The 10,916-nt window shown below is 74.9% G+C and carries 9 protein-coding genes; 4 read left to right on the plus strand and 5 right to left on the minus strand.

Translation table 11 applies throughout. The annotated features are described in order from the left end of the window. Positions 1–18: 18 nt before the first annotated feature. Positions 19–2,811 (minus strand): SpoIIE family protein phosphatase, encoded by a 2,793-nt coding sequence (locus tag ACFVXK_RS01725; RefSeq protein ID WP_389609353.1) that lies wholly within the window; start codon positions 2,809–2,811, stop codon positions 19–21. Then, positions 2,808–3,794, minus strand: coding sequence for a GlxA family transcriptional regulator (locus tag ACFVXK_RS01730; RefSeq protein WP_389609355.1), 987 nt, complete (start codon positions 3,792–3,794; stop codon positions 2,808–2,810). Before ACFVXK_RS01730 ends, ACFVXK_RS01725 begins: the two co-directional genes overlap by 4 nt. Positions 3,795–3,907: 113 nt before the next feature. On the opposite strand from ACFVXK_RS01730, the gene ACFVXK_RS01735 reads away from it, so the two are divergent. Continuing rightward, positions 3,908–4,573 (plus strand): cysteine hydrolase family protein, encoded by a 666-nt coding sequence (locus ACFVXK_RS01735; RefSeq protein WP_389609357.1) that lies wholly within the window; start codon positions 3,908–3,910, stop codon positions 4,571–4,573. 38 nt (positions 4,574–4,611) lie between these two features. On the opposite strand, the gene ACFVXK_RS01740 is transcribed toward ACFVXK_RS01735, so the two are convergent. Next, positions 4,612–5,760, minus strand: coding sequence for a glycerate kinase (locus ACFVXK_RS01740; protein WP_389609359.1), 1,149 nt, complete (start codon positions 5,758–5,760; stop codon positions 4,612–4,614). A 143-nt stretch (positions 5,761–5,903) separates the two neighbouring features. On the opposite strand from ACFVXK_RS01740, the gene ACFVXK_RS01745 reads away from it, so the two are divergent. The 3 genes from ACFVXK_RS01745 (at position 5,904) to ACFVXK_RS01755 (ending at position 8,681) form a co-directional block, all read left to right on the plus strand. Beyond that, positions 5,904–7,625: a BCCT family transporter gene (locus ACFVXK_RS01745; RefSeq protein WP_389609361.1), complete on the plus strand. Its 1,722-nt coding sequence runs from the start codon at positions 5,904–5,906 to the stop codon at positions 7,623–7,625. A 43-nt stretch (positions 7,626–7,668) separates the two neighbouring features. Continuing rightward, positions 7,669–8,178: an NUDIX domain-containing protein gene (locus ACFVXK_RS01750; protein WP_389609363.1), complete on the plus strand. Its 510-nt coding sequence runs from the start codon at positions 7,669–7,671 to the stop codon at positions 8,176–8,178. Positions 8,179–8,252: 74 nt separating this feature from the next. After that, positions 8,253–8,681, plus strand: coding sequence for a hypothetical protein (locus ACFVXK_RS01755; RefSeq protein ID WP_079430546.1), 429 nt, complete (start codon positions 8,253–8,255; stop codon positions 8,679–8,681). Positions 8,682–8,685: 4 nt separating this feature from the next. Here the strand turns inward: ACFVXK_RS01755 and ACFVXK_RS01760 are convergent, their stop codons facing one another. Both ACFVXK_RS01760 and ACFVXK_RS01765 read right to left on the minus strand, forming a co-directional pair. Continuing rightward, positions 8,686–9,189, minus strand: coding sequence for a methylated-DNA--[protein]-cysteine S-methyltransferase (locus ACFVXK_RS01760; RefSeq protein WP_389609365.1), 504 nt, complete (start codon positions 9,187–9,189; stop codon positions 8,686–8,688). Beyond that, positions 9,186–10,691, minus strand: a complete 1,506-nt coding sequence (locus ACFVXK_RS01765) for an AlkA N-terminal domain-containing protein (protein ID WP_389609367.1) — start codon at positions 10,689–10,691, stop codon at positions 9,186–9,188. Before ACFVXK_RS01765 ends, ACFVXK_RS01760 begins: the two co-directional genes overlap by 4 nt. Positions 10,692–10,916: the final 225 nt, after the last annotated feature.

Here is a 10,916-nt window from a genome sequence, read left to right on the forward strand (position 1 = left end):
AACCCTAAGCGCTCCCGATCACCAGGCCAGGTCCTCCAGCGCGTCCAGGTCCAGCCCCGGCGGCAGCTGCGGCTCCGCGCCCGCCGTGCGCGACAGCTCGGCCCAGATGACCTTGCCCCGCTCGGTGTAGCGGGTGCCCCACCGCTCCGCGTACTGCGCGACGAGGAACAGCCCGCGGCCGCCCTCGTCGGTGGTGGCCGCGTAGCGCAGGTGCGGGGAGGTGCTGCTGCCATCGGAGACCTCGCAGATCAGGTTCCGGTCGTGCAGCAGCCGGACCCGGATCGGCTCGTTCCCGTACCGGATCGCGTTGGTGATCAGCTCGCTCAGGACCAGCTCCGCCGTGAACGAGAGCTCCTCCATCCCCCACGCCTCCAGCTGCCCGGCCGCCGCCCGGCGCACCCGGGAGACCGCCGACGGGTCGTCGGGCACCTCCCACTCCGCGATCCGGTGCGGATCCAGCCGCCGGGCCTCGGCGATCAGCAGGGCGATGTCGTCGCTCGGCGCCGGGAACAGCATCGCCGCCAGCACGTCCGCGCAGGCCTGCTCGGGGCTGCGGCCCGGCCGGGCCAGGGTCCGGCCCAGCAGCTCCAGCCCGGCGTCGAAGTCCCGGTCGCGGTCCTCCAGCAGCCCGTCCGTGAACAGCACCAGCCGGCTCCCCTCGGGCAGTGCCAGCCCCGCCGCCTCGAAGGGCATCCCGCCCACCCCGAGCGGCAGCCCCGTCGGCAGCTCGGGGAACTCCACCCGCCCGTCGGGGTGGACCAGGGCCGGACCCGGATGGCCGGCGCTGGCCATCACGCAGTGCCCCGACACCGGGTCGTAGACGGCGTACAGGCAGGTGGCGCCGGTGATGCCGGCCGGCTCCTCCACCACCCCCTCGTCGGACTCCCCGCCCCCCGCCGGCTCCCCGGCCTCCAGCTGGTCGATCCGGTCGATGAGCTCGTCCAGGTGCCCCAGCAGCTCGTCCGGGGGCATGTCCAGGGTCGAGAAGTTGTGCACGGCCGTCCGCAGCCGCCCCATCGTCGCCGCCGCGTGCACCCCGTGCCCCACCACGTCCCCCACCACCAGCGCCACCCGCGCCCCCGGCAGCGGGATCACGTCGAACCAGTCCCCGCCCACCCCCGCCTTCGCCGGCAGGTAGCGGAACGCGGTCTCCACCGCGCTCAGGTCCGGCAGCACCCGGGGCAGCAGACTGCGCTGGAGGGTCACGGCGGTGGCGTGCTCGCGGGTGAAGCGGCGGGCGTTGTCGATGGAGACGGCCGCACGCGCCCCCAGCTCCTCCGCGAAGGACAGGTCCTCCTCGTCGAAGGCCTCCGGGGTGTCCGCCGCCCGCCAGAAGTTCGCCATCCCCAGCACCACGCCCCGCGCCTGCAGCGGTACGGAGATCAGCGAGTGGAACCCGTACTCCAGCGCCGTCCGCGTCCCGGCCGCGTCGGCCGCCCGCCAGCCCATCGCCGCGTGCAGGTCGGCGGCGAGCACCGCCTGCCCGGCGTCCAGGGCCTCCGCCATCGGGGCGTTCGGCACCGCGAAGAAGATCGTGTCGCCGACCGGCTGGAGCGGCTGGTCGGCGCGCACCCCCGTCATCGCCGCCCGGCGCATCCGCGCGTGCATCCCCGCCACCGGCGAGGGCTCGTCCCCGCGCAGCACCGGCTCCAGCAGCTCGACGGTGACGAAGTCCGCGAACCGCGGCACGGCCACCTCCGACAGCTCCTCCGCGGTGCGCACCACGTCCAGGGTGGTGCCGATCCGCACCCCCGCGTCGTACAGCAGCTGGAGCCGCTCCCGGGCCACCTCGGCGCGGCCGGAGAGCGCGGCGAGCTCGGTGGTGTCGCGCAGGGTCATCACGCTGCCCGAGGGCCGTCCGGCGAAGGGCGCGGTGGGCCGTACGTTGACGGCGAGCAGCCGGTCGCCCGCCAGGTGGACCTCGTCCGTGGCCACCCGCCCGGACAGCAGCAGTTCCGCGGTGCGCGGGTCGAGGCCCAGCTCGCCGACGTCCCGCTGTTCGGCGTCGGGCGGCAGGTCCAGCAGCCGGCGGGCCTCGTCGTTGGCGAGCAGCAGCCGGTGGTCGGCGTCCACGATGAGCACCCCCTCGCGCACGGCGTGCAGGACCGCCTCGTGGTGCTCGTTCATCCGGGCGAGTTCCGCGGCCCCCAGGCCCCGGGTCTGGCGCCGCAGCCGCCGGCTGACCAGGGCGGCCCCGGCGGTCCCCAGCAGCAGGGCGCCCGCCGCGGCCCCGATCAGCAGCGGGAGCTGCCCCTCGACCACGTGGCCTACGTTCTCGATCTCTATGCCGGTGGAGACCAGCCCGACCACCTGGCCCCCGGCGTCCCGCACGGGGACGACCGCCCGGACCGCGTCACTGGGCGCCCCCCGGAACACCTCGGTGAAGGGCTGCCCGGCGACCGCCCGGGCGAGGTCGCCGGTGGCCCGCTTGCCGATCAGGTCGGGCCGGGCGTCGGTGTAGCGGACGCCGTCGGTGCTCAGGACGGAGATGAAGTCGACCCCGGAGGCCTTGCGGGCGGCGTCGGCCAGGGGCTGGAGCTCGGCGGTGGGGTCCGGGGAGGCCAGCGCGGCGGGCAGCCCGGGGGCGTGGGCGAAGGCCTCGGCGGCGGCCAGCGAGCGGTTGCGGGCGTCCTTCTCGCTGTCGAAGCGGGCCTGGAAGAACAGGGCCAGCGAGGCCGCCGTGATCAGCAGCAGCACGATGAGCGCCTGGAGGGAGAAGACCTGGCCGGCGAGACTGTTCCGGGCCAGCGAGAGGCGCGCGAGCAGGCTCGCCGGCCGCGTCTCCCTGTGCCGACCCGAACGTCCGGTCATGAGCCATTTCTAACACTGTCACCGGTTATGGGAGCGTTGGCCGCCGCCGTGCGGTACGCGCGCGGGCTGCGCCCGAAGGCCGCCGCGAAGCGCTGGCGGAAGGTGACCTCGCTGGCGAACCCGGCCCGGCGGGCCACCTCGGGCACCGGGTGGTCGGTCCGCTCCAGGAGTTTGCGGGCCTCGTCCAGCCGGCGGCCCAGCAGCCATTGGTGGGGCGTGGTGCCGGTGGAGGCCGCGAAGTGCCGGGCGAAGGAGCGCGGGGACATCCCCGCCCAGCGGGCCAGCGTGGCCACGTCCAGCGGCTCGTGCAGCCGGCGCAGGGCCTGCTGGCGTACGGCGGCCAGCGCCTCGGCGGTCCGGTCGGCGGCCGGGACGGGCCGGTCCAGGTACTGGGCGTGGTCCCCGGCGCGGAACGGGCCCGTCACCATCGAACGGGCGACGGCGGCGGCGGCCTCCGCGCCGTGGGCCTCGCGCACCAGGTGCAGGCACAGGTCGATGCCCGAGGCGACCCCGGCGGAGGTCCACAGCCCGTCGTCCTCGACGAACAGCGGGGCCTCCTCCACCAGCACCGCCGGATACCGGGCGGCGAGCTGCGGGGCCAGCCACCAGTGCGTCACCGCCCGCCGCCCGTCCAGCAGCCCCGCCTCGGCGAGGACGAACGCCCCCGCGCACAGCGCCGCCACCGGCGTCCCCCGGGCGTGCACCCGCCGCAGCGCGGCCAGCACCGCCCCGGGCGTCGGGTCGGCGGGCTCGGCCAGCGCCGGCACCACGACCAGGTCGGCCTCGTCGAGCCAGTCCAGTCCCCGGTCGGGGGCCAGGGTGAGCCCGCCGGGCAGGGCGATGGGCCCGGGCTCCAGCGCGCAGCGGCGCAGCTCGAACGGGGGCACCCCGCTGCGGCTGCGGTCGGGTCCCCAGACCTCCGTGATGACGGCGAGGTCGAAGGCGCGGATCCCGGGCTGGGCGACGATCGCGACGCGGTGCATGCGGCCACTCTGCCAGAGTGCCGCCCGGGGTTCCTGCCAGCCTGGCAGGAACCCATCGTTTCGGGTCCCGGGCACCCCTGGGGCGCCCGCTCCGGGCCCGACATGATCGATCCATGACCGAGAACGCGATCGAGATCGCCCCCGACAGTGCCCTGATCGTCGTCGACGTGCAGAAGGGCTTCGACGACGCCGCCTTCTGGGGCCCCCGCGACAACCCGGCGGCGGAGGGGAACATCGCCGCGCTGATGGACGCCTGGCAGGCGTCCGGCCGCCCGCTGGTCCTGGTCCGGCACGCCTCCCTGCGGCCCGGGTCCGTCCTCGCCGAGGACCAGCCCGGCCACGCCTTCAAGGACTTCGTCGCCGACCGGCTCGGCCAGGAGGCCCTGCACGTCACCAAGACCGTGAACTCCTCCTTCTACGGCACCCCGGACCTCGGGGAGTGGCTGACCGCGCGGGGGATCCGCCAGCTGGTGGTCGTCGGCATCCAGACCAACATGTGCGTCGAGACCACGGCCCGGATGGGCGGCAACCTGGGCTACGAGGTCCTCGTCCCGCTGGACGCCACCCACACGTTCGACCTCACGGGTCCGGGGGGCCTCACCCTCACCGCCGCCCAGCTGGCCGCCGCCACCGCCGTCAACCTCCACGGCGGCGGCTTCGCCCGCGTGGTGACGACGGCGGAGCCCCGGGGAACGGCGGAAGGGCGGGTAGGGGACCTCCGCCCCGCGCAGCGGCACCGCCGGGCGCGCCTCATAAGGCCGAGGCCCGGTACCCCGTAGCGGGGTACCGGGCCTCGGGAGTCGTAGCCGGGACGGGGTCAGAGGACCTCGGCGGCGATGTTCTCCGCGACGCGCTCCAGCAGGGGCCCCGCGTTCGGGATGGACTTCGCCGGGTCCGGCTCCAGGTCCGTCAGCGGGTACGCCTTGCGGATGCCCGCCGCCTCGAGGGCCTCCTGGCCCAGCAGCAGCCGCCCGCACACCGCCACCACCGGCTTGCCGGCGGCCCGCGCCGCCGCGGCGACACCGGCCGGGGCCTTGCCGTGCAGGGTCTGCTCGTCCAGGGAGCCCTCACCGGTGATCACCAGCGTGGCCCGCTCCAGCGCCGGGGCGAACCCGAGCACCTCCAGCATCAGCTCGATGCCCGGGCGGAAGCTCGCCCCCAGCAGCAGCGCGCCGTAGCCGATGCCGCCCGCGCCGCCCGCGCCGGGGGAGGCGGCGAGCTCGGCGGCCTTGGGGCCGATCGCCTTCTCCAGCACCTGCGCGTAGTGGCCGAGCGCCGCGTCCAGGGTCGCCACGTCCTGCGGCGAAGCCCCCTTCTGCGGGCCGTACACCGCCGCGCAGCCCTTGGGGCCCGTCAGCGGGTTGTCCACGTCGCTGGCCAGGACGAAGTCCACGTCCGCGAACCGCGGGTCCACGCCCGACAGGTCCGCCGACGCCAGCGAGGCCAGCGCCCCGCCGCCCGGGCCCACCGGCTCGCCGTCCGCGTCCAGGAACACCGCGCCCAGCGCGGCGAGCATGCCCGCGCCGCCGTCGGTGGTGGCGCTGCCGCCCACACCGAAGACGATCGAGCGCGCGCCCGCGTCCAGCGCGGCCTTCAGCAGCTCGCCGGAGCCGTACGTGGTCGCCGTCAGCGCGGCGAAGGTGCCCGCGGGGAGCAGCTGGAGCCCGGAGGCCTCGGCCATCTCGACCACGGCGGTGCCGTCACGGAACGCGAACGCCGCCGTGACCGGCTCGCCGACGGGACCGGTGACCCGGACCTCCCGGCGTTCGAACCCGGCCGCCACGGCGGCCGCGACCGTACCGTCGCCGCCGTCCGCGACGGGGAGGGTCTCGACCTCCACGCCCGGTACGGCCCGGCGAAGACCGGCCGTCACCCGCTCCGCGACCTGAACGGCCGTGAGCGAGCCCTTGAATTTGTCCGCGGCGATGAGCACGCGCGCGGCCTCAGTTACTGCTCCGTCCGTCACCTTGCTAATCCCTTGCTATCGAACAGTGCAGTCGCGCCACCATGAGCTTATCCGGAGGATCCTCCTATGCCCATGAGTGGCCTGGGCCACATGCGGCGCGTCATACGCCTAAATACGGATATACGTCTGCATAGTGTGGCCGGATGAGCGCGGAATCACTGGAACAGGCACGTCCGGACGCCCCCGGCGCGGGGCCCGGCGGCGGCCCGCCGGACGACAGCCCCGACCGCACGGTCGTCATCGTCGGGGTGGTCGCCGTGCTGGCCGTCGTCGCCTGGGCCGCCCTCGGCAAGGACTCCTTCGACAGCGCCTCCGGCTCCGCGCTGTCCTGGGTGCTGGACAACTTCGCCTGGCTGTTCGTGATCGCCGCCGACGTGTTCCTCGTCCTGTGCGTGGTCCTCGCGGTCAGCCGCTTCGGCCGGATCCGCCTGGGCGCCGACGACTCCGAGCCCGAGTTCGGCAACCTCGCGTGGATCGCGATGATGTTCAGCGCCGGCATGGGCATCGGCCTGATGTTCTACGGCGTGGGCGAGCCCCTCACCCACTACCTGGCCCCGCCCCCCGCCAGCGGCGCCGCCCCCCGCACCGGCGACGCGGCCCGCGCGGCCCTGGACTACTCCTTCTTCCACTGGACCCTCACCCCCTGGGCCATCTACGGCATCGCCGGCCTCGCCCTGGCCTACGCCACCTTCCGCAAGGGCCGCGGCAACCGGCTCAGCTCCGCCTTCGTCCCCCTCATGGGAGCCCGCCGCGCCGCGGGCTGGCCCGGCAAGGCCATCGACCTCCTCGCCGTCTTCGCCACCGTCTTCGGCACCGCCACCAGCCTCGGCCTCGGCGCCCTCCAGGTCGCCAAGGGCCTGAACCTCACCACCGGCCTCCAGGACTCGACCACCGTCGAGCTGGTCATCATCGGCTCCCTCTCCGCCGCCTTCGTGCTGTCCGCCTTCTCCGGCCTGCACAAGGGCGTCAAATGGCTCAGCACCCTCAACGTGGTGCTCGCCGCCGCCCTGATGCTGTTCGTCTTCGTGCTCGGCCCCACCGTCTACGTCCTCGACGTCATCCCGGCCAGCGTCGGCAGCTACCTGCACGAGCTGCTGCCCATGGCCAGCCGCACCGGCGCCTTCACCGACCGCGCCTGGCTCGGCGCGTGGACGATCTTCTACTGGGCGTGGTGGCTGTCCTGGGCCCCCTTCGTCGGCACCTTCATCGCCCGGATCTCCCGGGGCCGCACCATCCGCGAGTTCCTCGTCGGGGTGCTCCTCGTCCCCTCCGGCGCCACCGTCGTCTGGTTCTGCGTCATGGGCGGCACCGCCATCCGCCTGGACTCCACCGGCGCCGCCGACCTCGCCGCCAAGGCCAAGGAGGGCGCCGAGGCCTCCCTCTTCGGGATGCTCGACGCCCTGCCGCTCGGGACCCTCACCTCCTGGGTGGCCATGGCGCTGGTGATGACGTACTTCATCACCAGCGCCGACTCCGCCTCCCTGGTCATGGGCTCCCTCACCAGCCGCGGCTCCCTGCACCCGCCCACCTGGCTCGTCGTCACCTGGGGCGTCCTGATGGCCGCCGTCGCCGCCGTCCTGCTCGTCGCGGGCGGCCTGAAGTCCCTGCAGACCGCGACCATCCTCGTCGCCCTGCCGTTCGTGATCGTCATGCTGCTGCTGTGCTGGGCGCTGCTGCGCGAACTGCGCGCGGACCCCGGCGCCGGACCCGCCCGCCACCCCGCCCTGCACGGGCTGCGGGACGCCGTCCGGGCCATGGTGGGCGAGGCCGTCGGCGAGAGCGGCCCGGACCGCCACCCCCGCCTGCGGCGCGTCGCCGAGACCCGGGCCCGGGACCGCGGGGACGGCCCGGACCCGCAGGGGTGAACCACCCGGAACGGGGCCCGGGCGGGCCCGTTAGGGTGGCGGCGTGACCACCACGGATGACTACGCCAGCTACATCGCGAGCCTGCCCCGGGTCCTGGCCGGCGCGGCCGCCCTCTTCCGCGACGAACGGGGCCGCGTCCTGCTCGTGGAGCCCAACTACCGCGAGGGCTGGGCCCTGCCGGGCGGCACGATCGAATCCGACCGGAACGAGTCCCCGCGCACGGCGGCCCGCCGGGAGAGCGCCGAGGAGATCGGCCTCGACCTGCCGCTGGGCCGCCTCCTCGCCGTCGACTGGAGCGTGGGCCCGGGCCGCCCGCCGCTGGCGGCCTACCTCTACGACGGCGGAGTGCTCGACGCCGCGCAGCTGGCCTCGATCACCCTCCAGGAGGAGGAACTGCTCTCCTGGAAGCTCGTCGAGCCGGCCGAACTCCCCGCGTACCTCCTCGGATCGCTCGGCCTGCGCACCCAAGAGGCCTGCCGCGTACTGGAGTCGGGCGAGGGCACCGTGGAACTGGAGAACGGCCGCCGCCCTGGGGGCACCTCCCAGCGGTAGCTGGGGGAAGACCACCTGACGAGGCCCGGCCGCCGGCCTGTCCCGAACTCCTCCACCCAGGGCAGAATCAACAGATGATCACGATGTACGCCTGGCCGAGCACGGCCGACGGTCCCGACGCACTTCCCATGGTCCACTTCACCACCGAGGAGCAGTCGGGCGGCGAACTCTCCCCCGAGGGGATGCCGGTCTGGCTGTTCGACACCGCGATCCGCGAGGGCGGCTGGGCCTCCTTCGAGGACTTCGAGGCCTGGTCTGCGCCCGCCGAGGGCTGGCAGGCCTTCTACCGCCGCGAGGACGACGTCCTCGCCGTCACCGGCCCGGGCCCCTGCGAGGGCTGGTACCAGGGCCGCCTCGGCGCCGACGACGAATGGGTGAAGGCCGCCGCGACCCAGCAGAGCGTGGTCCTGCTCGCCGCGCCGGTCCAGCACCCGTCGCTCTACGCCTACGCCGTCGAAGCGGGCGCGGGCTTCGCCCTGCTCGTCCCCCTGGCGGTGGTCTGACCCGCTACCGGGCGCCGGCGCCGCGGCTCTCGAACTCCAGCAGCCGCACCTTGCGCTCGATCCCGCCGCCGTAGCCCGTCATCGAGCCGGAGGCGCCGATCACGCGGTGGCAGGGCACGATGATGCCCACCGGGTTCTTCCCGTTGGCCAGGCCCACCGCGCGGGAGGCGCCCGGCTTGCCGAGCTCGGCCGCCAGCCGCCCGTAGGACCAGGTCTGCCCGTACGGGATCCGGACGAGCTGCTCCCAGACGCTGCGCTGGAACGCGGTCCCCTCCAGCTTCACCGGCACGGTGAACTCGGTCAGCTCCCCGGCGAAGTACGCGGTCAGCTGCCGCACCACCTCCGGGAACGGCTCCTCGTCCGCAGCCACCCGCTCGCCGAAGGACTCCTCGTCGGGGCGGTGGCGCTGGCCGGTCATGTACAGCCCGCTGAGGACCCCGTCGGTGGCGACGAGGGTGAGCGCCCCGTACGGGCTCTCGACCACGGTGTGCTGCCTGGCGCTGTTCACGACGGTGCTCCTTCTCCTGCTACGGGTACTGCGGGCATGCGGTTGATCGCGTGGTCGTCGGTCGCCCACAGGTACTGGACGGCGTAGGCGCGCCAGGGCCGCCAGCCGGCCGCCCGGGCGGTGAGCGCGGCGGGCGTGGACGGCAGCCCCAGCCCCCGGGCGGCCTTGCGGACGCCGAGGTCGGACGGCAGGAACGCGTCGGGGTCGCCCAGGGCCCGCATCGCGATGATCTCGGTGGTCCAGGGCCCGAAGCCGGGCAGGGCGTCCAGCCGGGCGCGGGCGGCCTCCCAGTCGCTGTCGATGCCCAGCGGCAGCGAGCCGTCCGCGAGGGCCGCGACCAGGGTGGTGAGCGTGGCGCGGCGGCTGCGCGGCATGGACAGCGCCTCGGGGTCCAGGCCCGCCAGGGCCTCCGGGGAGGGGAACAGGTGCGTCAGCCCGCCCTGCGGGTCCTCGACGGGCTCCCCGTACGCGGTCACCAGGCGGGCCGCGTGGGTCCGCGCGGCGGCCGTGGACACCTGCTGGCCCAGCACCGCCCGTACGGCGAACTCCGCCGCGTCCACGGTACGGGGCACCCGGCGTCCGGGGGCCTTGTCCACGAGCGGGGCCAGCAGCGGGTCGGTGCGCAGCTGGCCGTCGACGGCCTCGGGGTCGGCGTCCAGATCGAGCATCCACCGGCAGCGGCTGATGGCGATGGTCAGGTCCCGCAGGTCGGTGAGGGCGAGCCGGCAGCCGATGTGCTCGGGGCCGGGGGTGAGGGCGACGATCCCGGAGCCGTGGGGGAGGCGCAGGGTCCGCCGGTAGGCCCCGTCGCGCCACTCCTCCACGCCGGGGACGGCGGTGGCGACGAGGTGCCCGAAGAGGTTGTCGGGGGTGAGCGGGGCCCGGTAGGGCAGCCGCAGGCTGAGGGTCCCGGGGACGCGCGGCTCCCGCCGCCCCGCCCGGGCCGCGCGGGCCCGCAGCTCGCCGGGGGTGAGCGCGAAGACCTCCCGGACCGTCTCGTTGAAGTTGCGGATGGAGGAGAACCCGGCGGCGAAGGCCACGTCGCCCATCGGGAGCTCGGAGGTCTCGATGAGCAGTCGGGCGGTCTGCGCGCGCTGGGCGCGGGCCAGGGCGAGGGGGCCGGCGCCGAGCTCGGCGTTCAGCTGCCGCTCCACCTGCCGGGCGGAGTACCCGAGGCGCGCGGCCAGCCCCGGGACCCCTTCGCGGTCCACGACCCCGTCCTGGATCAGCCGCATCGCGCGGGCGACGGCGTCGGCGCGGGCGTTCCACTCGGGCGACCCGGGACTGGTGTCGGGCCGGCACCGCTTGCAGGCCCGGTAGCCGGCCTGCTGGCAGGCGGCGGCACTGGGCAGGAAGCTCATGTTCTCGACCTTGGGCGGCACGGCCGGGCAGCTGGGCCGGCAGTAGATGCCGGTCGTCCGGACCGCGGTGAAGAACCACCCGTCGAAACGGGCGTCCTTCGACTGCACGGCCCTGACGCAGCGGTCGGTGTCGGTGTACATGGCTCCAGCATCCCGGCCCGGGGGGTGTCCGGGCTGGCGGTTTTCCGACATCAAGGCTAGCCCTCCCAGGGGGCGGGGGTACCGCTGCGCGGGGCTTGCCCCTCCCCGCCCTTCCACCGTTCCCAGGGGCTCCGCCCCTGACCCCGCGCCTCAAACGCCGGCGGGGCTATATGTAGCCCGCGCGGCGTTTGAGCGCACCGGGCGCGGAGCGCACGGAACGGGGTC

Origin of the sequence: Streptomyces sp. NPDC058157 (assembly GCF_042884105.1) — a bacterium.
Taxonomy (GTDB): Bacteria; Actinomycetota; Actinomycetes; order Streptomycetales; family Streptomycetaceae; genus Streptomyces.

What these genes read in the sequence shown, in the direction of transcription:
- ACFVXK_RS01725 (WP_389609353.1), bottom strand. Translation starts at nt 2,811, where the DNA reads ATGACCGGACGTTCGGGTCGGCACAGGGAGACGCGGCCGGCGAGCCTG.
- ACFVXK_RS01730 (WP_389609355.1), bottom strand. Translation starts at nt 3,794, where the DNA reads ATGCACCGCGTCGCGATCGTCGCCCAGCCCGGGATCCGCGCCTTCGAC.
- ACFVXK_RS01735 (WP_389609357.1), top strand. Translation starts at nt 3,908, where the DNA reads ATGACCGAGAACGCGATCGAGATCGCCCCCGACAGTGCCCTGATCGTC.
- ACFVXK_RS01745 (WP_389609361.1), top strand. Translation starts at nt 5,904, where the DNA reads ATGAGCGCGGAATCACTGGAACAGGCACGTCCGGACGCCCCCGGCGCG.
- ACFVXK_RS01755 (WP_079430546.1), top strand. Translation starts at nt 8,253, where the DNA reads ATGATCACGATGTACGCCTGGCCGAGCACGGCCGACGGTCCCGACGCA.
- ACFVXK_RS01765 (WP_389609367.1), bottom strand. Translation starts at nt 10,691, where the DNA reads ATGTACACCGACACCGACCGCTGCGTCAGGGCCGTGCAGTCGAAGGAC.